Genomic DNA, 26,440 nt, shown 5'->3' with positions numbered 1-26,440 from the left:
AGGTTTAAATAAAAGCAAATATATTTTAAGTAAAAAATATTTAAATCACTGTTAAAATATGGTAAAAACACAACTCAATTTGAGGCAGATTAATATAAAATTTTTATTAAAAATAATACAAAAAGTAAGTATTATCTTAATTAGATTTAACTTAGTGATGAGAAAACTTAACTATAAATCTAAACTTATGACTTATAATTTACTTTACTGGGAAAGTAAATTAGCTTCTATCTTTATTAAATTCCATGACTTTTTCCGATTACCCAATGACGTCGAAAAAACCGAGATAAAGAAGAATCTTCTAAGGATAAATAAATTGGCCTACCGTGAGGACAAGTTCGGGGGTTTCGGGTTGTTCTCCAACTATCTAAAAGGTCTTGCATTTGGGATAAATTCATCGGAGTTCCATTGCGAATTGCACTGCGACAAGCAGTCGCTACTTGCGCTGTTTCTAAATCTCCTCCTAAACTTAACTCTATTAAAGCATCTAGGCGATCATCCCGTTGACTTAGTATTTTAGGAATGGTACGAACTGCCCACATTTCCTTACCAAATCCTTCAACCTCTAACCCAATTCTTTGTAATTGTTCGACTTGGTAATTTGATATTCTTGTTAAAATTATAGGGGTCTCTAAACCTATAAATTCCCAGTCTCTCTGTAACTTTTCGTACAATACTCGTTCTTGTGCAATATGTTGTTCAATTAACCATAATCCACTTGAATGTTCAGCTACAATGTAAGTATTCCGTACCTGTGCCACCGCCTTCAAAGGTATTAATCTGATCTCGTTAGAAGTTTTAGGTATGATGTTATGACTTTCCTTCTTTTCTACTGATTTAAGTAATTTTGCAACTCGCTGATTTTGAGTCGCTATCGACAGAGTTTGAGGAAATAATCGTAATCCTTGTTCAATAATTTCGGAAATTTTTTTTTGCCAAAAATCGAGGGAATAAAGATAAATTTTAGCCTTAGTAGGGTGGCGATTCCAATCAATGTGATTAGGGGAAATACTCAGGTTGAGAAAACAAATAGGAAAACGATCTTTAGGTAAAGTTCGACTAAAAGTCATTAAAATTGTCTGTTCTAATTGAGGTAATCGAACGACACGCCCATTAATTCCCACCTTGACCCAATCAGGTCTTCGGCGATGACAGCGATCAGGCAATCCTAAAGTAACTTCGACTAATCCATTTTTTTCTACTGGAGGTGAGGGTAAATCAATTAACCGCGCTTTTTCTAAAGATTGGAAAGCATAATTATCGGGAATTTTTACATGTTGTGAAACAAATTGTAAATCATGGTGATGAACTTGTTTAAGGAGTTGTGGTAAAATATCTTGAGCTGTTTTCCCTGGACTAATACTAAGCCACAATCGCTCATTGTGCCAGACGTGCCAATTAACATGAGGATGACATAAAGCTAGGTTTTCAACAATTGCTTGTATTCTTTTCAGTTGTTGCGAGAGGGAAGGTAAACCTTGTCGACGGACTGGCATATTTCCAAATAAGTTCGATCCAGTCACTATCGTTCCCGGGGCGATCGCTGTTGGTTGTTCTGTTAGAGGTTCTCCTGGGTTATCGTAACGTAAATGCCATCCCATCCCTTGAGGGTCCATAGCATAACGACTAGCAATTTCCAACTCACAGACCCTGGCTAAACTATGTAATGCCTCTCCCCGAAATCCTAGACTAGTAATCTTAGCTAAATCATCGAAGTGAGCAATTTTACTGGTACTGTGAGGTTTAGCACAGTTGCGTAAGTCATTGAGGGACATCCCTTCACCATTATCTGCCACCTTAATACGCCATGCTTTTGGTAAGAGGGAAATAGTTAGGCGAGTTGCTTGGGCATCAAGAGCATTTTCAGCCAACTCCCGCACTACTGCAGCCAGAGAGTCAATTACTTCTCCAGCAGCAATGAGGCTAACAACATCCGAAGGTAAGGGTTGAATGGGGGGGGACATAAAGAAGTCGTCAAGTTGCCAAGTCGGAAGTTAGACTTCCTATTGACTTAAGTTTGAAAACCAAAGATTTATTCTTAAAGTTTTTACCACTATGGAAGGGAAGTTGATGACTTCCTAATCATCTCACGATAAAATTAATTCCCTCACAAATAAACGTTAGGACATTTTATCGCTATAAACCCCCCATTTTACTCGTTGCCAAAGGCTTTACAACAGAAATATCTGTCCCTGATCGTACGCCACTTAAACAGTAGCTACATTAGGTTCAGGTTGTTCCATAAGTTGTTCAGCACTAGGCAATTCTAGACAATAACCCGCACCATAAACAGTTTTGATATAGCAAGGATGTCTAGGATCGGGCTCTAATTTAGTCCTTAAGTGGCGGATGTGAACCCGAATAGTTTCAATGTCATCATCGGGATCGTATCCCCAAACTTCTTTAAGAATTTCACTCGGAGAGACAGTCTGTCCATGACGTTGCAAGAGACAATGAAGTAATTCAAATTCCAAATGAGTCAACTTAACGGTTTTCTCAAACCAAATTGCTTCAAATCGCTCTGGAATCAAGGTCAATGGACCATAATTAAGAATTTCCGAATGTTTAGCTGCTTGAGGAATTCGATCAGTCCGTCGTAACAACGCCCGTACCCTGGCTAACATTTCTTCTACCTCAAAGGGTTTGGTGAGATAGTCATCAGCCCCTGCATTAAATCCTTCTACTTTATCTTGAGTTTGTCCTAAAGCACTTAACATCAATACCGGAATATCGGCTGTGCGATCGTCTCGGCGCAGTCGCTGACAGACAGTGAAACCATCGACCTTAGGCAACATTAGATCAAGCATAATTAGGTCTGGCTGTAATTGGACGGCTAAGGCTTGTCCCTTAATGCCGTCTTCTGCTTGATTAACATCATAACCGGCCATCTCCAGATTGATGGAGACTAATTCAGCAATTGCAGCATCGTCGTCTATTACTAGTATTCGAGGCATAACATAAGATAGTAATTACTATCGTGTATTGTAAAGGCTAACTAAGAAATGCGATCGGAAAATGAAGAATCCTGTCCCGATTATAAGCATGATTCTGAGAAAGAGAGTCTAAAATTGTTAGTCTTTGCTGATATAATCTTCAATTATCTTCTAAATGATGTTAGGATTGCCCCAAAAAATTAGAATTTTGTAAGCTATGTCTTCTAGCTTCTATCCCGCGCCTCTGCTAAGACATGGGTTATCGATGACCATTTATACAACTTTGCGATCAAGTCGTAATTGGGAAAAAACAATTTATCATCAAGAACCTTCCTACCGAGATTATATTTTTAAGGGAGCTAATGGAGTTCCTTTATTTGTCCGCATTGCCATTTCTGGTCAACCTCAGGGGACAATTATTGGAACCTATGGCATCACGGGAGACTTAGATAATCAGTGGTTTTTGAAGTTGTTAGGGCGTAAGGGGTGGGCGAGAAACTATGCTGTGGTTTTGTTTGATTGGCGAGCTCATGGGAAAACGGCAAAGTTATCCCCATCTCTAACATCTAATGGGTTGCATGAGGGAGAAGATTTCGTCAGAATTGCAGCGCAAGCAAAAGCGACGGGATGTCCTGCACCATTTTGGTTTACTGGTTATTCTTTGGGGGGACAATTGGCTTTATGGGGAGTTAAAGCTGCCGAAACTTTATCTGACTGGGGCAGCGATTTACCTCTAGAAGCCTCGGAGATTGGAGGGGCGGCAGTAATTTGCCCTAATCTTGATACTAATCGCTCTCTGCTTTATTTAGTTCGTTCTCCATTAGGACGATATATCGAACAGTCTATTGCTAAAAACCTTAAAAATTTAGCTTGGCGTATTTATCGACACCATCCCCAAAGTATAGATCCTAATGCCATTGAGCGGGTTGATAGTATTTGGAAATTTGATGAAGAATTGATAATTAAACCATTAGGTTTTTTTTCGGTAGAAGACTATTATCAAGCTAGTAATCCTCTTTTCTTTCTAAACCATTTGACCAAACCCACTTTAATTATTTATGCGGCAGATGATCCTATGTTTGATCCATCAATTATTTATGACTTAGATCAAGCCTGTAAAGGCAATGATCAAGTTCAACTATTGTTGACTAAATATGGCGGACATGTTCATTATTTAAACAGTGAACAAGGGCGAAAGTTGGCAAATGATCCTGATATTTGGTGGGCTTGGAATCGAGTTTTAGATTGGTTTTTGTTAAATAGCTAGGTTCAAATAGCTATTGAAAAACAAATACTAATTGTAGATTATAACTAAATTACTTAAAATTTTATAAATAAAACAAACAAATATTAAGTTAAAACTATCCGTTAGCTAAATGTACTATCATGGTAATATCCTAACTTCTACGGATGTTTATGCATGAATTAGGAATAACTAAAAATATTGTAGCTATTGTGGCTGAACACGCCGAAGGATTATCAGTTACGCGTGTTACTCTGGAAGTAGGACAACTCTCAACAATTATGGCTGACTCAATTCATTTTTGTTTCGATATTTGTTGTCAAGGGACAGTTTTGGAAGGCGCAACTTTAGAAATTATCGAGGTTCCGGGGATAGGAAAATGTCAGGACTGTGGGGCAGAAGTGAAACTTTCTCAACCTTTTGGTCGTTGTGACTGCTGTCGCAGTGCTAAGTTAGATATTATTCAAGGACAAGAGTTAAAAATCAAAGAAATGGAGGTACGATGAAATATGTGTGTAACTTGCGGTTGTTCAGATAATAGTCAAGTCCGGTTCACTAATCTCGAAGCAGAGGTTACGATAACAGTAGATGGACACCACCATACTCATATTTTAGATGATGGGACAATGGTTACCCATTCTCATGATAACCAAGATCATTACTCCCATTTCCATTCTCATTCCAGAACAAAATCATCCCAAACTCATTCTCAAATACACGGCACAACCGTCAGTTTAGAAGAAAACATTCTAAAAAAAAATGACTCTATTGCGGCACAAAATCGAGTTTGGTTTAAAAAACATAATATTTTGGCGTTAAATTTAGTAAGTTCTCCAGGTTCAGGAAAAACAACTCTATTAACTCGAACGATTGAAGATTTGAAAGATAGGATAAAGATTAGTGTAATTGAAGGAGATCAAGAAACTGCAAATGATGCTCGTAAAATTAAAAAGACAGGATGTAAAGTTATTCAAATTAATACAGGGATGGGATGTCATCTAGAAGCAGCAATGGTAGAAAAAAGTTGTACAGAATTAAATCCTCCTGCTAATTCTATTTTAATGATTGAAAACGTAGGAAATTTAGTCTGTCCAGCATTATTTGATTTGGGTGAATATGCTAAAGTTGCTATTCTTTCCGTAACAGAAGGAGAAGATAAACCGATAAAATACCCCCATATGTTTCAAAAAAGTAATGTAATGATTTTAACAAAAATTGATCTACTTCCCTATCTTCAATTTGATGTAAATCGCTGTTTAGATTATGCCAAACAAGTTAATCCTAATATTTGCATTTTTCAGGTTTCTTCAATTACAGGAGAAGGATTATCTATTTGGTATAATTGGCTAGACAATGCTCTAACACAGACTTAGGGGTATCTTTAACTTTAAATACTAAGATTAAATCGGGAGATAAAGAGCAACCAATAAAATCTCTTATAATCATTATTGAAGTGGGGTTATATCCTAAATTTTTTAGAATTCATTCACATCAATAATCGCCTCTAAAACTTTTAAGGATTGACCATTTAAACATTACCAATTCGCTGAAAAGGGAAAAATCTAAAAACTGCATGGCCAATTACATTTTCTTTAGGTAAAACCCCCCAGATGTGGGAATCGTTGCTGTTATTTCGATTATCTCCCATAACAAATAATTGGCTATCGGGAATGGTAATAGGTTTTAGGTTATAACGAGGAGATTCTAGAATATAATCTTCTGGGATTAACTGGTTGTTAATGTATACTTTTCCATCGACAACTGCGACGGTTTCTCCTCCGACGCCAACAACCCTTTTAATAAAAGCTTGTTCTTTTTTATATCCCTGTAATCTCAATTGTCTAGGAGGTTCGAATACAATAACATCACCTCTTTGGGGAGGATGAAAATAATAAGAAACTTTTTCCACTACCAAGCGATCACCTTCTTCTAAAGTCGGCAACATAGACTCAGACGGAATATAACGCGGTTCAGCAATAAAAGTCCGAATAATGAATGATAAAATTAAAGCGAAAATGATAATTTGTATGTTTTCCAAAAGTCCTCTCCAAATTTGATTCTTCTCCTTTTTTGAATCATAATCAGTGGAACTGTTTACTTTGTCTCTGTCTAAACTCATAAAAATCTCAATAGTTTTTATAAAAAGTAGTTTATTATTAGTCTAAGCGTTTTTTTGCTTTATGCCACAAGATTTCTAACTTGTTTAAAGTGTAATCTGTTAGGTAACACTCAGTAAAAGTCTCCATTTATTGATAACTGTTGAATAAACCTTTCATTGGTTTCCTGCAAAGCTTCTGAGGGACTTATAGCATACAATCGAGCAATATCAACTAAAATAAAAAGTAAGTTCCCTAATTTTGCTTCTTGATTCGCTTTACCTTCTACTTCCAAAGCTTGTTTAAATCCCTCTAGTTCTTCAGTTAATTTTTTCCAAACTCTATCTACAGTCCCCCATTCAAAACCAGAAGATGCAGCTTTAACTAAAATTTTATTACTAGCCATTAAAGGGGGTAAAGTTTGATTATAGCGACCGATTTTTCGACTCAATAACTGAGTCATTTCTAAAGTTTCTCCCTTCTCTTGAGCTTTGATTTTTTCCCAATTTTGATGGACTTCTTCTTTATCTTTGACCTCTATGTCTCCAAAAACGTGAGGATGACGACGGATTAGTTTATTAGTAATTCCTTGAACAACTTCTTTTAAACTGAAATATCCCTCATCGCTAGCAATTTGTGCTTGCAATATTACCTGTAACAATAAATCTCCTAATTCCTCGATAATAGCCTGATTATCTTTACTTTTGATAGCGTAAGCCACTTCATGAGCTTCTTCAATGACGTAAGGAATGAGGGTTTGAGGAGTTTGGGCAAGATCCCAGGGACATCCATCGTCAGGTGATCGCAGTCTAGCTACTACCTCGATTAAGCGATTTAACGCTTCTAAAATCGTATCGTAAGCCTGACTAGGCACTTTCTGGGGTGCAGACATAAAACAGCAATGATAAATAACCTCTTATCTATTTTTATCCCGATTGTCCCTTTCTGTAAAGATAGAAATCCTTAGAGGCTATTTTTAAACAAAACCCTAAATTTAAGGTTTGCTAAGCAAACTACTTTTATTTCTCTGCGGTAGCGCACCAACAAGACAACTTGATGAACAGTTTCTTAATACTGAAACAACAGAAAAAGTACTTTAGTGTTAAGTGATAATAATCTATTAAAGATAATGAGTAGACTGCTTTGTAGTCTTTGTTCCCAACATTTAACACAGATTCAACTTTATTCCTGGCTATAACTCATGACTTATGCGACTGTGATTGCCTTATTAACTGACTTTGGCTTACAAGATGGTTATGTAGGAATCATCAAAGGGGTAATCCACTGTATTAACCCATATTTAACTGTCATCGATATCGCCCATGAAATCGACCCCCAGAATATTGCCGCCGGACGGTTTTGTTTAATGAATGCTTATCCTTTTTTCCCGAATGGAACGGTATATGTTGCGGTTATCGATCCAGGGGTAGGAAGTCGACGAAGAGGGGTTGCGATTCAATTTCCCCAAGGGTATTTGGTTGGACCTGACAACGGCTTATTTGGAGGTGTTCTGAGTTTATCTGAGGCAATCGCAGCGGTAGAGTTGACAAACCCTAATTATTGGCGAGTTGGAGATCCCAGTTCAACTTTTCATGGAAGGGATATTTTTGCTTCTGTGGGTGCACATTTAGCTAGTGGTATTTCTCTTAACGCTTTAGGAACTTCTATTAGTCCCGATAGTTTAATTAAATTTCCCCTTAAGGAAGTAATAATAACAGCTAACCATGTTCATGGTTATATTCAATACATTGATCGTTTTGGCAATCTTATTACTAATATTTTAGGCGAGTTAGTTAGGGGTCATAACTGGTCAGTCGAAATAGCAAAACTACCGATAAAAACTGCATTAACATATAATGAAGTATCTCGGGAAGAATTAGTCAGTTTTATCGGTAGTCATGGCTGGGTAGAAATTGCAGTAAATGGCGGTAGTGCCCAACAGAAATTACAAGTTAATTGGGGAGATCAGATAAATATTTTTCTAGGCTAGAAGTAACTTATTAAAAATATCTATTAAAAACAAATTACAATAAATCATACTAACTAACTGTTAAGCAGTATAGAAGGTAAGTTCAATTTAGTATTCAATACTATAAGTAATTTTTGCTCTACTTTAGAACAAAATAAGCTAAGTAAATAACAATTTAAGTTATCGTTTAACCGAATTCTTATTAGAATTTAATTTAATTTAATATTTTAAACTAAATACAAGTATTAATTGTCTTTGTTCTAAAAGAAAAATATGCAGACAGATGGCAAAATAGTCCTTTGTTTAAAATAAATAAACCTATTTTTTGAAGCAAAAATTTTTATACAAAAAATATAAACTATTACTCCTAAAAAAATAAATACTATTCTCTATTTTTTAAGGAGAAAGTCTAGTAGTTTCAGTAAACGTAATAATTTATACGATTAATTCAACTACCCCAGTCCGTAACAAAATGTCTCTTTCTTTTAGAGAAAACCTAGCGAATATGAAGTCACTGAAAATATTTTGAATTAGAAGTAGTAATCTTTCGTAAGAAATAAATTTTTGTAAAAAAATTATCAATACTTGTCTCTTAAAACACATCACGCTAACATCCTAATACGATGATAGTCAACTTAGTCAACTAGGTTTGTAAACTTTTATTCAAAAATTGATTGTTTAGAATTAAGACTTAGTATTTTTTTAAGTAAGCTCTTTTTCTCTACTTTAATAAAATTAATTATCTTTACTTCTGAGCAATAACCTTCACTCTTAGGTGTTGACTTCTAAGTTGCCATCGTTGCTAAGTAATGCAATCACAAAAGGCTAGGTGCAGTGTTATTTAAATAAATAAACTGCTTTTTTGTGGTGCTTTAAATGTAAAAATAACTATAACCATATATAACAATCTCTTTGAAACAAACTAGCCAAAAAGGAACCAAGAGTAATTAGAAAACTGTTCTGCTTGAACTAATTTCAATATATAAAGCTAACAAACCTTCCACTAATCCTAATGATTCATAATGGGAGAGAGTTTATAGATGACTTCTCAAGATTAACCATTGTAATTACTAATAATCGATCTAAATAATGGAATAAAAATAAGATAAACGATTAATAAATAACATGAGAGCAATTTGTATTCCGGCTACTGCGGAGACTAAGAAGTATAGCGAGAATACTAAATGTTCATCATTTCTAAGCTAAAAACTCCAATTTAATCTAAACTTCAAGTGCTGAGGGTCAGTGCTTGTCACCTTTTGCTTTGAATAAAAATTTTTCCTAAAAAAATCTTAACCAGAGGCAAGGTTGACAGTTTTTAACATTAGAATCAGGTAGAATTGATTTACGACCTGGTCTGGTTTATAGGTTTCCTAACCTGATTTACTACTGTACCCGAAGTCTACTAACGTAGGTTGATGATGGAGTGCAGCGGTTGTGTTTTGAGTGAATTGGGAACAAGACATAACATGTACAGTCCAAATTTGGGGACGACTTCAACCAAAGCAACAGTGTCTGGAAACCAACTGTTTGTTTACGGGGTTGTGGGGTTAGATTCAGAGTGGCGATTAATGATAGTCTTGGCTACCCAATTCGTTGCAGTGGGAGTTTCCCTATCACTGTTCCTTATCGGTGAATGAATTAGGAAACGCGCCGCATTGCTCGCATAGGTATTAGGATTGTCGAGGTCAAACCTCTGAACGCAGATACTCCTTTGCAAGTTACCACCAACCAGTCAAAACCCCGGGTCGTAGAACAACCGTAAAGCAACAAGAAACCAACAAGATAAGTCTATGACTCAAGCAAAGGCGAAGATTCCTGTTAATATTTACAAGCCCAAAGATCCTTATATTGGGAAATGTATTGAAAATTATCCTCTCGTCGCCGAAGGCGGTAGTGGAATTGTTCAACACCTCACCTTTGATATCTCCGGCGGAGATTTACACTATTTGGAGGGACAAAGTATTGGAATTATTCCCCCGGGAACTGACGAGAATGGCAAACCCCATAAGTTAAGACTCTATTCCATCGCATCTACCCGTCATGGTGATAAGCTCGATGATGGGACAGTTTCTTTGTGTGTTCGTCAACTCGAATATAAACATCCTGAAAATGGAGAAACTGTTTATGGTGTTTGTTCAACCCATCTGTGTTATCTAGAGGTTGGTGCTGATGTAGCCATTACGGGACCTGTAGGTAAGGAAATGCTTCTTCCTGAAGATGAAGACGCTACCGTCATCATGTTAGCAACAGGGACTGGAATTGCTCCCTTCCGTTCATTTCTCTGGCGGATGTTTAAAGAACAACACAAAGACTATAAATTTAAAGGGCTGGCTTGGTTAATTTTTGGGGTTCCCTACTCCGCTAATATTCTCTACAAAGATGATTTAGAGAAGATGCAAGCAGATTACCCTGAAAACTTCCGTCTTAGCACTGCTATCAGTCGGGAACAACAAAACAAAGACGGTGGCAAGATGTACATTCAGCATCGAGTCGCTGAACACGCCGAAGAGTTATGGAATATGTTACAACAGCCCAAAACTCACTTATATATGTGTGGACTAAAAGGTATGGAAAGCGGCATTGAAGAAGGACTCGCTCCCTTTGCTAAAAAGCAGGGAGTAGAATGGCCTGATTTTGTTAAGTCCATGAAAAAAGATCATCGTTGGCACGTTGAGGTTTACTAAATTTCCTCACTCCAACCTAAGTAGGGTGGGTATTGACTGCTCTGCTTAGATTGCAAGATATTTTAGGGGTCAACAACTGTTGACTCCTACTGGGCGCTGAACGCTAAACAATAGTACGATCTGTAAAGACTTCATATCCCGTCTGTGTGACTAGTACCGTATGTTCGAATTGTGCGGACAGAGAATTATCCACTGTTACCACAGTCCACCGATCACGCAGTTTCCTCGTATATTTTGACCCTTTATTGACAATCGGTTCTATAGTTAGGGTCATTCCTGCCCTTAATTTAACGTTGGGTAATTCCTTGGTGCAATAATTAAAAACATAGGGATCCTCATGAAGATTACGCCCTATCCCATGACCGGTATAATCTTCCACAACGCTATAACCATATTCTTTTACCTTATCTTCGATCGCTCTGGCAATATCTAATAAATAATTTCCCGCTTTTACCTGATAAATTCCGGCATACAATGCTTCCTGGGCTCCAAGAATTAGACGAGAAGTTATTGGCGAAATTTTTCCTACGGCAATAGTGATACAAGAATCCCCATGATAACCCTGAAAATAGGCTCCTGTATCTACTTTCAGTAGATCTCCAACATGAACCTTCCGTTCGGAGCTAGGAATACCATGAACAACTTCCTCGTTAATAGAAGCACAGATAGAGGCAGGAAAACCATGATACCCTTTGAAACTAGGGGTTGCTCCCATTTCTTTGATTCTGCGTTCAGCATATCTATCTAAGTACTCTGTTGTCATTCCTGGTTCTACAAGCATCTCAATCTCTTTGAGGACCGTGGCTACAATTTGGGATGATTTGCGCATAATAGCAATTTCTTGAGGAGATTTAGTTTCTATCCTTTGACCGCTTATTTTCAAGGGGAGAAGTTCCGTTTGGTTATTGTTTCGGAGTTTAGAAAGATTAGTCAAGATGTTCATAGGATGTTACAAAAAGCTAGAGGCCAATTTAAGTTTTCTTATAATTTACAGGTTTAACCCAAGTTAACGAGTCAGGTTAGAATACGAATTCTATTTTTAATTAAAATTAAAAATTGGAGATATATAACGATTATTGATTACAAAATTAAGGACAATTTTCTATGAGATTGTGGTGATTAATTATTTTTCCTAAAAATAGTTAGGATAGACATCAAACCCTACCAATACCAAATTATCGATTTTTTCGTTATGACTATTGTATAGATAACAAGTTGATGTATAGTCTAAAAATCACACACTATGGGCAGAGCGTCGTTAGCTCTCCTTTTTAATCGTTGTTCAAATGTCTTTTTTTTTCTTCTATTAAGAAGTGCTGTGAACCTATCGTATTATAATGGTCACCCTCAACGCACTCACTTTGAACGATGTCTCAAACGACTAAAACAAGAAGTATTACGAATGGGGACTTTAGTAGAAGAATCCTGCCGCCTTAGTCATCAAGCTCTATTTAATCAGAATCTAGATGCAGTTAGCAAAATCACTGAAATTAACCGACAAGTTGATCACTACTATCGACAGATAGAGCTCGATTTCGCTACCTTAATGACACTACAGTCCCCTGTAGCCCAAGACTTACGTCTTGTAAGCGCCTTCATGCAGTTAATAGACTTGGAAAGAATTGGGTATTATGCCAAAGATTTAGCAAAAATAGCTGTAAGATTGTTTTCTTATCCCCCCCATCCTATTATGAAGGAAGCTGCAGCCATGTCCCATCATGCTCAAATAATGCTAGGGACGAGCTTAGTTGCCTTAGTAGAACTTGATTCCAATGCTGGACAACAAGTTAAACGACTTGACGATACAGTAGATGACACCTACGAAAAACTTTATCAAACTTTAGCTTGTCAACGAAATGTTCAGGAAGTCATTGAACCGTTTCTTTTATTAGCTTTAGTCATTCGTCACCTAGAAAGAATGGCAGATCATTCCACCAATATTGCTCAAAGAGTTTCTTATATCGTTACTGGATAGAGAGATAGATTATTCATCAAATTGTCATTTTTTTTTTAAAAAAAAAGCTCCCAAACTTTTGTGCTCGTTGTTTTACAATAATTTTTGGTAAAACTTAGCTGATTTTCGCCCAGACTTTGATCTATCTTGTATAATTTGTCTGTTAGATTAGAAGTTGAAAATAAGATCAACTGAGTATTAAAGAACACTATATAGACTCGGTGGTTTTGATACTTCTTATTTCAGGTGTGAGGACTATTCCCAATGTCACGATTCTTTAGTCAAATACTCAAAGCAACCTCAGGGGTCTTGGGAATTCTATGTTTAGTTGCTCAAGGGGTGATCGCATCTCCCAAAACAGAGATAGAAGCAGCTAACCCCGATATAATAAACTCGACAGAAGCTTTAGGGATTCTACGGAATCGTCCCCAATTGGGAAATTACGTTAATCCTAGTACCTTTAAGCGGAAATCTGGTACTTCTACTTTTCAAGTTACTAACGTTTCAGAATTACGGGATATATCTCCTACTGACTGGACTTATGAAGTTCTATCAAATCTGGTTGAACGCTATGGTTGTATTGTCGGGTATCCTGATCGAACTCTCCGAGGTGACCGGGCTGCCAGTCGTTGGGAATTTGCAGCAGGCTTAAATGCTTGTTTGAATACCATTGAACGACTCTTACAGGAAAACGTTGCTGTTTTACGAGAAGACATCGAAAAACTTAAGCGATTAGCCCACGAATTTGAACAGGAATTAATTGTCTTAGGCGCACGGGTCGATAACCTCGAACGTAGGATGGCTTTCCTCGAAAATCATCAGTTTTCCACTACTACTAAGTTGAAAGGGGAAGTACTATTTACTATCTCCTCTGCATCAGGGGAACGGGCTTTAGACGCTCGTGAGCAAGACGAGTTTAACCAAGACTTGCAAAACGGTAGATTCACAGACGCACGGCGACGTATTGACGATAACGCGACTTTTGGTTATCGAGCTCGTCTCAACTTAGATGCTAGTTTTAACGGAAAGGATAGACTAACTACTCGTCTTGAAGCAGGAACTCTCTTTAACTTAAGTCGTGCCACAGGGACTAACATGGCACGGTTAGGACACGATGTTAACAGTGATGCTGATCTTCAAATTGACAACTTATATTACCGTTTTCCCATCGGTAACTTCACTGGTTATGTTGGAGGTAACTCCCTAGATATAGATGATATTTTTGATGAAGGAAACCCATTCCTAAAAAGTTCGGGGACTGGGGCATTGTCACGATTTATCCGTCGTGATCCTATAACCATGCGGGGTGAAGAAGGTATTGGTGCCGGTTTTACCTATGAATTCAATGATATGTTCACCGTTCGTGGGCTTTATTTGACCCCTAATAATGACGGTGCTAATCCTGAACTAGGAAGCGGTTTATTTAATGGTAACTTCAGCGCAGGAGGTCAACTTGGATTGTATCCAACTGACAATCTTGCCTTCAACTTCCACTACCTACACACTTACTACAAAGGGGATCATGTCAACTTGACTTCTAGCACCGGTAGCGGACTAGCTAGTGATCCTTTCTTGGGGACTCCGACAATTCTTGATGCTTACGGAGCAAACGGTAACTGGCGTATCAATCATATGTTCAACCTCACCGGTTGGGTAGGTTATGGATTAGGGCGCGCCCAAGGGCTTGACGAAAATGGAAACAGTCGTCGCGGTTTTGGTGCCGACTTGTGGTCCTGGATGGCAGCCCTTAACGTCGTCGACGTATTTAGGGAAGGAGCTATTCTTTCCCTTGCCGGTGGTGCTCTTACTCATACACAAAGGGTTGATGCCATTACTGGAGATTTGCAAGTTCCTGACCAAGATACTCCCTACATTATTGAAGCTCAATATCAATACCCCCTCACCAAAAACATTTTGCTAACTCCTGGTTTCTATGTTGTTCTTCAACCTGGGGGCAATAATGACAATAACAGTATTTGGGTTGGAGCTTTACGAACCACCTTCAAATTCTAAACTCAGTTAATCCAATTTAGTTAATCTAATTTGGATCAGATTTCGATTATTTCCCTAGTTTAGCGATCATTATCTCCGAATTAGGGATTTTTTGACTAACATTTTTTTAAAATAATCTCTTTTTAAGCTTATTAAATTAGAATAAACTGCTCAATAAGTGAGCTGAAAAATAGAAAAGTAATTAAATATAAAAGACAGGGCAATTGCTAAGTAGTCAAACATAAACAAACAAAACTCAGAACTGATAGATACATCAGTTAGCCAGAATTTGACACTAATTTTTAACTTAATTAGATAAGGTTTTAACTTTTCTATGAATTTGTCACCATTGTAAATTCGTTACTAAATTAATGGTATCTCATGTGGTAATTCTTTCTTTTTAAAAGAAATGACTTTCTATACTCTAAGTAAATCTCTAATATTTAATTTATTATTGTGATGAAGTTTATTGAAAATTTAACTTAAATAAATACGAGTTAATAGCTGAACTATTTTTTAATGAATCAAACCAATCCCATCTTATTTAAGATAGGATTTTGTTCGTTAAACTGATAACTTTAAATTAAGTTAGAATGCTGGATCTAGCATGATTTTATTTCATAAAAAAATATACCACAATGGATATTACCCATATAGTAATTGTTAATTCTTGTAATTTTATTACTGAAAATTAAACTATATCTTTATATTTGTAACTTTTACATTACAAATTTAGTCAAAACTTTAACTTTTTACTATCTGTTTTTAATTTTATACTTTTCCTACCTCTAATAGACTGCATATTTTTTCTGAGTCTATTCAATTTTTTTTTATTCTTCTATTTTAGATTAACTAAATTAATGTTGATCACAGATAAAAGTCTAATTAATCTAGATATTTTAAATAGATTTTTTCTACGGCTTCGCGAAGTATCTCTTACTGCCTATGAACTTAATTTTATTTCATCGATGGATTATTGTGTGAATTGTATAATAAGCTCATTTTAAATAAATGGTAATTTTCTCTATCTTTCAACTTCCAATCCATTACTAACAATTGCGTCGTACTAGCTCTATCTTTTGTTTTTTGAGAAATTCTTTGAGCTTAACTTGACTAAAATGAAGTATTTTTTTACTTAGACCTTAGAAAAACCCTTCAACGAGGAGATGACATCGGTCATTTAGAGTTCTTATAGCTAACTCTATTAATATATTTATATCTAAGTACTTAGATCTTAGTTTATCTCAACTAGAAGAGCAAGAACTATAAAAGTCGACTCGCGACCCAAAAACTTCCTCTAAAACCAAAATAAAAGCAAAGATATTTTTGTTTAAATACAAGAATATAAATTGTTTAATAAATAAAAAAAATAAGAATATATTACTATTAATAATTTTTTTAAATAAAGATTAAAAATATTTTTATAAAAATTTTAATACTTTAAGTGAATATTTATATTTACATAGAAATACAGTAAAAAAAATGCGAATTCTAATTGTTATCAACAATAATATAAAATATATAAATAGTTTTTATTATGAGATTTTAAATAGTAAAAAATATAAAGTATATTTTTTACTATTTTAGTCCTTAATAGGGGTTAATAGAAAGAAATAATTTAAAAAAGTTGACAAAAATTTAGGTAATATATTTGAATTAAGTGTTGCTTATATAAATTACTATAAAAAAGTAAATGAAAACAACATAAAATTAACTATCTCTACTTAAATGTAGAAATATAAAATAATTTTTTAAAAAAGTTTATTTAAGGCTATCTACTTACTCAAAAGATAATTAACTGGCGACAATATAATTAAGGGAGTCTTATATGATTTAGATAACTAATATTGAAACTAGCTAAGAAATCGTCAGCTCTCCTTTTTGGGGTGCGCCTGTTATCTTACAGAAGACTGACAGATTAATATTTAAGTTCTCTACTTGGGGAGCTTATGCTCTGGCTAGAGCGCAGGGTTTAGATAATTTAGGGAATAGTCATAGTATCAATGCTGTAACAGGAAACTTAGCAGTTCCTAATTGAAATACTAACTATATTGTGGAAACTCAATATCGTTTTAAGACAAAAATACCCTAGCTTATCTCTAAAAATTACTTCATTCTCGACGGTAATAATGACAATAATAGTATTTGAGTTTGTGTTTTGCGTACCGCATTCACCTTCTACTCTTTTTGCTCGAAGATAATTTTTTTCTGATTGAGTTCTTAGAAGGCTTGCTCAGAAAACTCTTGATAAATTATTTTTATCGAAAACTATTGAATAGAGATTCAATGTCAACGACTTAGTTACAATGGGATAAGTCTGTTAACTTTAGGTTTTATAGTCACCTTGAGATTTTCTTTTCAAACTCAAAAAAAATGTTGTCAAACTCACGCTAGAGTCGGAGTTTTGCACACTCCTCATGGACTAGTAGAAACCCCTCGATTTATGCCTGTGGGGACCCTAGCGACAGTGAAAGGGTTGACCCCTGCTCAACTGCAAACCACGGGGGCGCAGATGATTTTAGCAAATACTTATCACCTACATTTGCAACCTGGAGAAACCCTGATCGGAAAAGCAGGAGGACTACATCAGTTTATGGGGTGGCAAGGTCCAATTCTTACTGATTCTGGTGGTTTTCAAGTGTTTAGTCTCAGTGAATTACGCCAAATCCGAGAAATTGGCGTAACTTTTCGTTCTCCTAGGGATGGACAAATCATTGAATTAACTCCCGAACGTTCGATACATATTCAGAATACTTTGGGGGCTGATGTGATTATGGCTTTTGATGAATGTCCCCCAGGTCAAGCAGATTATTCAACGGTTGCAGCAGCCACTGAACGTACTTATCGTTGGTTAGAACGGTGTATTGATGCTCACCAACGTCCCCAGGATCAAGCTTTGTTTGGTATTGTTCAAGGGGGAATTTATCCAGAACTAAGGAGATCAGCAGCTAAGTCTTTGATCGATTTCGATTTACCCGGATATGCTATTGGGGGAGTTAGTGTCGGGGAAGAGCCCGCCTTAGTTCGAGAAATTGTACAAATTACCGCACCCTTGCTTCCGGCAACTAAACCTCGTTATTTAATGGGAGTGGGAACTTATCGGGAGATGGCTATGACAATCGCGTACGGGATTGATTTATTTGACTGTGTAATTCCTACTCGTTTCGGCCGCCATGGAACCGCATTAGTGGGAGGAGAACGTTGGAATCTAAAAAATTCCCGGTTCCGCGAGGATTTTAGTCCTCTTGATGCTGATTGTCCCTGTTATACTTGTAAGACTTTTACCAAGGCATATTTAAATCATTTAGTGCGATCGCAGGAAATGTTAGGGTATATCCTTCTATCCCTACACAACGTTACGGAATTAGTTAGGTTTACTCAGCGAATTCGAGAAGCTATTTTAGGCAATCGGTTCATGGAAGAATTTGGTCATTGGTTAAACTAAAAGCTTAAAAAATGAGACACTATTTTAGTGTTTATGATTGCCCATTCTCTCCGATAATAGAATTGATTATCATTGTCAAATTATATTGCTGTCTTATGCTTTGGCCTCACAAAACTCCTGGCATTCCGGATCATCTTTTTGAATGCTTTCCGGGAATTCCCCTAAGTAAACGCGAAGTTCGTCTATTATTAATTTCTGCTCTACGATTGAATGCCAACTCAATTCTCTGGGATATCGGTGCAGGAACAGGTACAATTCCTGTAGAAATTGGTTTGCTATGTCCTGAAAGTACTATTATTGCTGTCGAACGAGACGAAGACGTGGTAAAACTAATCCGCAATAATTGTGATCGCTTTGGAGTTAAAAATGTCACGATTTTTGAAGACAGTGCTCCTGAATGTTTCGACCAATTGCAACCCTTACCTGACTGCATTTGTATCGAAGGGGGCCAGCCAATTAAAAACATCGTGACAGAAGCTTGGCAATTTTTAAAGCCTGAAGGTAGGTTAATAGCCACCGCAAGTAATCTAGAAACCCTGTATTTAATTTCCGAAGGGTTAGCCTCACTACAAGCGCGTAACATAGAAGTTGTTCAATCAGGGGTAAATCGTCTAGAGACTAGAGGACTTCATCAAGTTTTTGCTGCTGTTGATCCTAGTTTTATTCTGAGTGGAGAAAAGTTTTAATTTCTAATTGAAGAAGTCGGCAACGTGAAAACATTTTCTATAATTCAAGTTAAGCTGCTTTCATCCTCAGAAGATTTACACGATTAGAGATAAGATAACTTGTTAATTTTTCGTAGACATTTGTTTTTCCCTTATAAGAATTTCTTGATCTTTTCACCTAAATGTCACTCTAGCTTATGCCTTGGACTCGGATTATCAGTACTATTGTCACCATTGCCCTCGCCTTGACCATGCTCATCGTTGGAGGGTGGTATTTCACCCTAGGACTTTGCCTAATTGTTTTTTTAGGACAACTAGAATATTTTCAATTAGTCTGGGCAAAAGGTATTGTCCCTGCCGCTAAAACCACCTTAGTAGTCTCTCAAGTATTACTAATCACTGCTGCTGTTGCTCCCCCTCTCACCGATGCCCTATTTCCTTTGACAGGGGCTTTAATTTGTTTTTACTTGTTATTTCAATCTAAACTAGCCACCATTGCCGATATCTCAACCTCTATCTTAGGGTTATTTTATGGGGGATATCTACCTAGTTACTGGATAAGATTACGGGTCGGGTTTGCCAATACAGTTCCCACGGTAAATATTGCTAGTAATAATTTCTCATTAATGGGATTTTGGCCTAAATCATGGACTGAACCTAACCTGTTTCCCCCTACGTTAATGGTGACTTTTATTGCCTTTGGCTGTATTTGGGCGGCAGATATTGGAGCTTATATTATGGGAAAATGGTTAGGGAAAACGCGTTTGTCCGATATTAGTCCTAAAAAAACAGTTGAAGGAGCAATTTTTGGACTCTTAGGGAGTATTATCGTTGCTGAATTAGGAGCTTGGTATTTAACTTGGCCCTATGGGTATTTAACTGGACTCTTGTTAGGGATATTAATCGGTATTGTTAGCTTATTAGGTGACTTGACTGAATCAATGATGAAACGAGATGCAGGGGTAAAAGATTCAGGTCAATTAATTCCTGGTCATGGAGGTATTTTAGATCGCACTGATAGTTATGTTTTTACCGCTCCTTTAGTTTATTATTTTGTAACTTTGTTGTTGCCTTTACTTGATTAAGATTAAGTCTTATTAAGAAGATCAATTTCTAAATATGAATTGATTTTTTGTTTTGGATATTGTCAAAGTTGATTCCTAATTATTATAACTTTTAAGTTAGATATTATACTGTTTTTTCACAAATCAAAACTTATTTTTCTTCTTATGAAAGAAAGAACCGTAACTACTTATTGTCAATAACTTAAATATAATCTTAATTATTAACTCTATAGTTGTTTTTAATAATTAAATTAGTATATTTTTTTCTTTCTTTCTAAACTATCTAATTTGCACATAGTTACATTACAGTCAAACAAATAAAAATTTTGATAATCTTCCTGCAATAATTCTAAAGATTAATTAAAAGTATTAATTGTTGTAAGTGTAGTTTAATTTTGATTAGGGGTTCATTCATTAATAACTTCTTAAGAGTAGAGACCATGTTCTCTGTTTTTTTTGAATAAAAGTGATAATATTTACTTGATCACTATCCAACTTAGATATTCACTGAATTTCCCAGACAAAATTATGGTTAAATTCTTGATTTTATATTCTCCTCTTACAAAGATTGTTTATTTTAAACTTAGAATGTAGATTTAACTAAATAAATACTAATTTAAAAGATTTTAGCCGTGAAAATTGACGACATTGCTGAGTCCATAAGTTCTTATTTTAATTAACCTCGATTTATTGTTAATACCTTCTACTGTTTCTTAGATTTTTTCTTAATAAGAATGAATAATTATTCTCTAAAGATATAATTATTTTATTGCTTTTTAAGTACAATTAATATAATTTTTAACGCCAATTAGTTAATCTTTATAGTTCTGATACCTAGTCTAAGTCCTTATCTCAAATTTCTCTTTATAATTAATTTCTTTTTAAGGAAAATGATATTGTGACGTTTTACATATCTGGTTTAATTTTACTTTTTATTTTTATACAAAATATATTTGCCATTATTTTAAGTAAAAATATTTTTATCTTTGACTAGTATCCTAATACTTTTTAATTTTTATATTGAGATTTTAATATTAAAATTTTTTCTTTAATTATTTGATTAATTAATAACTTATGGCATAAATAAATTAGTTATATTTTATAAACTTTTTTAACTACTTTTTGATGTTAATTTACTAACAATTTATGATATTTTTATCTTTTTTATTAGAGTAATTGTATCAATTATAAACCCTTCGAATATCTTAAATATTCTATCTGTCAACTTTGATTTCAATCTTTGGTATTATTTTTATTCAAAAATTTTTATTTTAAACTTTTCAAAATATTTTGTATGATTCTTGACCCAGATCAACTCTTGACTGAAATTTTTTAAAAAAAATCTTTTTTATAATTAATTTTAAGATAAATAGATTAATTTGTTTTTACAATTAATCTCTAATATTTAATTCATTATCTTGATAAACTTTATCAGCAAAAAAATAATAACTATAAGTCTATATATAGTAAATATTTCTAATATTAGAATCTTATTTATTAAGCTGATCTAAATATTTGATATCATCAGTATAAGTCAAGTAAAAACATTAAACTTGATATATCTTAATTTAAGAAACAATATACTTGAATACTATTAATTTACGTGCTAAAAATAGTTTATAGTAAGTCTTTATCTGAAAATAAAATCTTTCTCTTACATTCTTATTTGTGCATAAAATTTAATTTTAATAAAATTAAAAATAGATTATCAAATACAATAGAATATAGATTCTATAAATTTCTCTCTAATAGAAGAAGTAAATTTAATTTACTTATCAAGATAATTATTTTTTTATAAAAACACTAGTTGTTTTTACGGGAAAACCAAAAGTATTTATTTTATAAACTTTTAAGCGTCTTAATAAAACCAATGAAATTTCAGATAATTTTTCTATACAAGACATTTTTGATATCATGATAAATAAACTTGTTTATTATTTTTATGATAAGACAGCGGATGGTTATCATCAATTATCTAAATAAGGTAATCCAATTTTTGAAAACACCATTAGAGAACTTCAAAAAAAATCAATTGACTAAACTTTTTGAAAATTAGGAGCAAGATTATGTATTGCATTGGTTTAATGAGTGGTACATCTGTTGATGGAATTGATGCTGCTCTAGTCGAAATTACCGGAACAAAACTAGACTTAAAAATTAATTTACTTTCAGGAGAAATTTATCCCTATCCCAAAAGTCTCAGATCTCAAATAATAGAAGTTTGTGGAGGAAAACCAATTTCTGTTGAAGAATTTGCCCGATTAGATGATTCAATCGCCTATTGTTTCGCCCAAGCCGCCAAAATAATTCAAGAAAGCCATCCCCAAGTGGAATTAATTGGATCTCATGGACAAACTGTTTTTCACCGACCCCTTCAGGAGGGTAACAAAGAAACTGAATTGGGATATAGTGTGCAATTGGGGCGAGGAGCAGTTATTGCAAATTTAACAGGGATTCCTACCGTTAGTAACTTTCGGGTGGCTGATATCGCTGTTGGAGGACAAGGTGCGCCCTTAGTCTCTAAGGTTGACGCCTATTTGTTAAGCCATACTACCCGCCATCGCTGTGTTCAAAACATTGGGGGAATTGGGAATGTTACTTATCTCCCTCCCCATCAACAACCCCACTGGGAACAGGAAATTCGTGGATGGGATACAGGTCCAGGAAATATCTTAATTGATTTAGCTATCCAAAAACTGACCAATGGCCGACAAACTTACGATAATAATGGTAAATGGGCATCTCAGGGGACTCCCTGCGAACTCTTAGTCCAACAATGGCTAAAACAAGAATTTTTTCAACAACCACCACCTAAATCAACGGGACGAGAATTATTTAGCTATGTTTATCTAGAACAATGTTGGCAAGACGCACAAAAGTATCGTCTCACAAACGAAGACTGGTTAGCCACCATCACAGAACTAACAGCCGTCTCAATTGCCGATAGCTATCACCGATTTATTAATAAACCTATTGATGAGATTTTACTATGTGGTGGAGGAAGTCGTAATCAATATTTGACCCAACGATTACAAAAACACTTACTTAATTCCCGAATTTTGACTACCAATGCTCTCGGAATTAGTACAGACTTCAAAGAATCTATTGCTTTTAGTGTCTTAGCTTACTGGCGGTTTGTTTGTCGTATCTCGGGTAACTTACCCCAAGTAACAGGTGGAAAACATCCCATGCTATTAGGAGAAATTCATCTGCCCATTGACTGGAAAAAAAATAGCCTTAGTTCTAAGTCTTTGGGATAGAAGGTTGCAGTGTAAATTGCCACGATGTAGATAATTGATCAAAGATAGGAAAGACACCCTAAATTTAACCTTAAAACTAAAAGTATCTAATCACTATTGTCAAGGGGAATCGGATATGACAGATCGGCTGACACATTTTCAATAGAGCCCAGATACTTGAATACAGCTTCATTAAAAAGAGTGGAAAAAAGATTATATTGCCCCTGATTTGATTGTCCAACGATATTGAATCTTGGATAATCGTCAATAGCATAACGGACTTAAAACTTTCTATCGCCTCGACAATAGTACTTAGTTATTCGTTAAGTGAAATTTTAGGGGGTTACTATCTAATCTGATACCATGGAAGTGACCTTAGAAAGTCAACCCGAATTTATCACTGCAAGTCCTCAACGACTATTATATTTAATCCGATCACTTTACTGTAGGGATAATCTGTGTGAACGGTTCCTGCTCTCTTAGGGGAAGACTATGTCCATTATTGGAGACTGTGGTATGGATGAAAAAGAAATTGTCTTCTATATGTATGTAATCCTTTGAAGGGAAGCCTCTTAACGAAATTATTAAGTGTTGCTGTGTTTTACTTAATTATTTTTCAATGAAAATAAAACAAATATACTTATAAAGGTATCTTATTTTAATGAGGAGTTGTAGTTTTATCACTTCCTAAGATATTAAACCTAGTAACGTCTTTGTCACAGGATATGAGGCTTTAAGAGAATTGGTAAAAATTTTAGATTTTGGAAATGCCCCTTTTCTCAGGAAACTCTTCTTTTGAAGGTTGAGATGAAGCCCACTATCCATAACAAACTTAAACCTATGCCTTCTCAATCGAATCTCCCATCAGCTTTTAAAAATCTAATCCTAGGATGTTTGGCTAGAATTGATGGTCGATCCCAAAACGTCAATAAGCCACTTTAAATTTTAGAAAAAGTAGAATCAAGTCAGGCTAAATCCGAAAAAAACATGATCGCTAGTTTTTACCGATTGGACTCACCCTCAATGCTGAGACTACTTGTACTAGAATAGATTCCCTCTGTTCAATATGTCTGTCTGAAAATGACCTAGTTCAAGAATAAACCAAAACAAAAAATTCTTTTTTCCCACACTATAAGAAACTCATAAGAAACTTTCGCTGATTTGTTATCAATTCTAGAAAAGTAATATATTGTCGGTAGATAAATAGTTAAAATGACCTCATTGATGGGAGAATAAAAACCTGTGTATATTTTGCTAAGCTTCCGTAACGATGAGTGTCAACTGGATTCGCCGTGCTGATCGCTTAAAGGCTTTACCCCCCTATGTTTTTGCCCGTTTAGATGAACTTAAAGCACGGGCAACTGAACAAGGATTAGATTTAATTGACTTAGGAATGGGCAATCCCGACGGTTGTGCGCCTCAACCTGTCATTAATGCAGCAATTACCTCTTTATCTGAACCACAAACCCACGGCTATCCTCCTTTCGAAGGAACTGCTAGTTTTCGCCAATCCATTACAGACTGGTACCAAAAGTGTTACAGTGTAGATCTCGATCCCAGTTGTGAAGTATTGCCCTTAATTGGTTCTAAAGAAGGTTTAGTTCATTTAGCTTTAGCTTATGTGAATCCTGGGGATGTGGTATTAGTCCCTAGTCCTGCCTACCCCGCTCATTTTCGTGGACCTTTAATTGCTGGAGGAGAATTATATCCTATTATTCTATCAGTTCAACAAGACTGGTTGATTGATTTAACTAAAATCTCTGAAACCATTGCTCAACGAGCTAAACTAATCTATTTCAATTATCCTAATAATCCGACAACAGCAACTGCTCCAAGAGAATTCTTTGAGGAAATTGTCAACTGGGCTAATCACTATGAAGTTATTTTAGTCCATGATTTGTGTTACGCGGAACTGGCTTTTGACGGGTATCAACCTACTAGTTTATTAGAAATTCCAGGGGCTAAAAAAATTGGGGTAGAGTTTCATACTCTCTCGAAAACTTACAATATGGCCGGATGGCGTGTGGGGTTTGTAGTGGGTAGTGCCGATATTATTCAGGGACTACGAACCTTAAAAACTAATTTGGATTATGGGATCTTTTCCGCTATCCAAACCGCAGCCCAAACAGCTTTACAACTACCAGATATTTACATCAAACAAGTTCAAGAACGCTATCAAAAACGGCGAGACTTTTTGATTAACGGCTTAAGAAAATTGGGCTGGGAAATGACTCCTTCTAAAGCGACTATGTATCTTTGGGTTCCCTGTCCATTGGGAATGAATTCGACGGATTTTGCTTTCGATGTGTTACAAAAAACAGGGATTGTGTTTACTCCTGGTAATGCTTTTGGGGAAGGGGGTGAAGGGTATGTTCGTATTAGTTTAATTGCTAATTGTGATCGTCTAGAAGAAGCTCTACTCCGTCTTCAACAAGCGGGAATTTGTTACCAGCAATAGGTAGTCACCAGCAAAGTTTTAGGGATTTGTCAAAAGACAAACTGTCAAAGTTGGTAGTCATATTTGAGTAAACATAGTAAAATAAGTTACAAGCTAAACCGCTAAGGTCATTAAACTATTTACAGGATTAACCGAATGTCGAACAAATTAGGCTTATTTTTTGCTACTGTTGTGCTGGTCGTTTCTAGCTTCCTTGTAGCTGTTAGCCCTGTTGCTGCTGAAACTGTTACGGTGAAAATGGGTGCAGATAACGGAATGCTTGCGTTTCAACCTAAGCAAGTTAAAATCAGTGCTGGAGACACCGTTAAGTGGGTAAATAATAAATTACCTCCCCACAACGTTGTTTTTGACAAGGCGAGTGAGTACAACCATGAGGGTCTTGTCTTTTCCCCTGGAGAATCTTTTGAAACCACTTTTAACGAACCTGGGGAATACACCTACTGGTGTGAACCCCATCGTGGTGCTGGTATGGTGGGTAAAATAATCGTCAAGTAGTTTCTAATCTAATTAATTGGGAATTAATTATTTAGGAAAATTAAGCCCACGGATAGCATTCATTCGTGGGTATTATTTTAGTATAAAGTTTTCTTGAACAAGAAGATTTTCTAGACACTGAGAATTTAGGCAAGAAACAAAATCTATTATTATCGCTAATAACTCAATTTTAATTTTGTCTACTTAAACAATCGACTAGG

General features: G+C 35.5%; 15 protein-coding genes and 3 pseudogenes. 13 read left to right on the top strand and 5 right to left on the bottom strand.

Going from position 1 to position 26,440, the window contains the following annotated elements; all coding sequences use genetic code 11:
• Positions 1-236 precede the first annotated feature (236 nt).
• Positions 237-1,964, bottom strand: a complete 1,728-nt coding sequence (mutL, locus tag RGRSB_RS02915) for a DNA mismatch repair endonuclease MutL (RefSeq protein ID WP_119259767.1) — start codon at positions 1,962-1,964, stop codon at positions 237-239.
• 243 nt (positions 1,965-2,207) lie between these two features.
• Positions 2,208-2,954, bottom strand: coding sequence for a response regulator transcription factor (locus tag RGRSB_RS02910; protein ID WP_119259766.1), 747 nt, complete (start codon positions 2,952-2,954; stop codon positions 2,208-2,210).
• Positions 2,955-3,150: 196 nt separating this feature from the next.
• Between RGRSB_RS02910 and RGRSB_RS02905 the strand changes: the two genes are divergently transcribed.
• The 3 genes and pseudogenes from RGRSB_RS02905 (at position 3,151) to hypB (ending at position 5,549) form a co-directional block, all read left to right on the top strand.
• Positions 3,151-4,200: a YheT family hydrolase gene (locus tag RGRSB_RS02905; RefSeq protein WP_119259765.1), complete on the top strand. Its 1,050-nt coding sequence runs from the start codon at positions 3,151-3,153 to the stop codon at positions 4,198-4,200.
• Between the two features lie 149 nt (positions 4,201-4,349).
• Positions 4,350-4,695 (top strand): annotated as a pseudogene (gene hypA / locus RGRSB_RS02900) (hydrogenase maturation nickel metallochaperone HypA).
• Entirely contained in the window at positions 4,686-5,549 is an 864-nt protein-coding gene (gene hypB, locus RGRSB_RS02895; protein WP_119259764.1) for a hydrogenase nickel incorporation protein HypB, read from the top strand. Before hypA ends, hypB begins: the two are co-directional and overlap by 10 nt.
• Positions 5,550-5,704: 155 nt before the next feature.
• On the opposite strand, the gene lepB is transcribed toward hypB, so the two are convergent.
• Positions 5,705-6,295, bottom strand: coding sequence for a signal peptidase I (lepB, locus tag RGRSB_RS02890; protein WP_119259763.1), 591 nt, complete (start codon positions 6,293-6,295; stop codon positions 5,705-5,707).
• Between the two features lie 37 nt (positions 6,296-6,332).
• Positions 6,333-7,164 (bottom strand): annotated as a pseudogene (gene mazG, locus RGRSB_RS02885) (nucleoside triphosphate pyrophosphohydrolase).
• A 309-nt stretch (positions 7,165-7,473) separates the two neighbouring features.
• Here mazG and RGRSB_RS02880 point away from each other — a divergent pair.
• Both RGRSB_RS02880 and petH read left to right on the top strand, forming a co-directional pair.
• Positions 7,474-8,262, top strand: coding sequence for an SAM hydrolase/SAM-dependent halogenase family protein (locus tag RGRSB_RS02880; RefSeq protein WP_119259762.1), 789 nt, complete (start codon positions 7,474-7,476; stop codon positions 8,260-8,262).
• Positions 8,263-9,710: 1,448 nt separating this feature from the next.
• Positions 9,711-10,928 (top strand): annotated as a pseudogene (gene petH / locus RGRSB_RS02875) (ferredoxin--NADP reductase).
• Between the two features lie 103 nt (positions 10,929-11,031).
• Here petH and map read toward each other — a convergent pair.
• A complete protein-coding gene (gene map / locus RGRSB_RS02870) occupies positions 11,032-11,871 on the bottom strand; it encodes a type I methionyl aminopeptidase (RefSeq protein WP_119259761.1) in 840 nt (279 codons plus the stop codon).
• 375 nt (positions 11,872-12,246) lie between these two features.
• Between map and phoU the strand changes: the two genes are divergently transcribed.
• The 8 genes from phoU to petE all read left to right on the top strand — a co-directional run bounded on the left by phoU (position 12,247) and on the right by petE (position 26,240).
• Positions 12,247-12,903 carry a phosphate signaling complex protein PhoU gene (phoU, locus tag RGRSB_RS02865; protein ID WP_119260925.1) on the top strand — a complete coding sequence of 219 codons (657 nt, stop codon included), beginning with the start codon at positions 12,247-12,249 and terminating at the stop codon, positions 12,901-12,903.
• 243 nt (positions 12,904-13,146) lie between these two features.
• The gene (locus RGRSB_RS02860) at positions 13,147-14,895 is read left to right on the top strand and encodes an iron uptake porin (RefSeq protein WP_119259760.1); all 1,749 of its coding nucleotides are present in this window, start codon (positions 13,147-13,149) and stop codon (positions 14,893-14,895) included.
• Between the two features lie 2,323 nt (positions 14,896-17,218).
• Complete coding sequence (gene tgt, locus RGRSB_RS02855) at positions 17,219-18,319, top strand: tRNA guanosine(34) transglycosylase Tgt (RefSeq protein WP_119259759.1); 1,101 nt, start codon at positions 17,219-17,221, stop codon at positions 18,317-18,319.
• A 95-nt stretch (positions 18,320-18,414) separates the two neighbouring features.
• Positions 18,415-19,005: a precorrin-6Y C5,15-methyltransferase subunit CbiT gene (cbiT, locus tag RGRSB_RS02850; protein WP_119259758.1), complete on the top strand. Its 591-nt coding sequence runs from the start codon at positions 18,415-18,417 to the stop codon at positions 19,003-19,005.
• Between the two features lie 176 nt (positions 19,006-19,181).
• Positions 19,182-20,069, top strand: coding sequence for a phosphatidate cytidylyltransferase (locus RGRSB_RS02845; protein ID WP_119259757.1), 888 nt, complete (start codon positions 19,182-19,184; stop codon positions 20,067-20,069).
• A gap of 2,045 nt (positions 20,070-22,114) precedes the next feature.
• Positions 22,115-23,308 carry an anhydro-N-acetylmuramic acid kinase gene (locus RGRSB_RS02840; RefSeq protein WP_119259756.1) on the top strand — a complete coding sequence of 398 codons (1,194 nt, stop codon included), beginning with the start codon at positions 22,115-22,117 and terminating at the stop codon, positions 23,306-23,308.
• 1,249 nt (positions 23,309-24,557) lie between these two features.
• Entirely contained in the window at positions 24,558-25,745 is a 1,188-nt protein-coding gene (locus RGRSB_RS02835; RefSeq protein WP_119259755.1) for an aspartate aminotransferase, read from the top strand.
• 135 nt (positions 25,746-25,880) lie between these two features.
• Entirely contained in the window at positions 25,881-26,240 is a 360-nt protein-coding gene (gene petE, locus RGRSB_RS02830; protein ID WP_119259754.1) for a plastocyanin, read from the top strand.
• Positions 26,241-26,440 lie beyond the last annotated feature (200 nt).

Origin of the sequence: cyanobacterium endosymbiont of Rhopalodia gibberula, from assembly GCF_003574135.1 — a bacterium.
Classification (GTDB): domain Bacteria; phylum Cyanobacteriota; class Cyanobacteriia; order Cyanobacteriales; family Microcystaceae; genus Rippkaea.
This window is presented reverse-complemented; position numbering and strand designations above follow the sequence as displayed.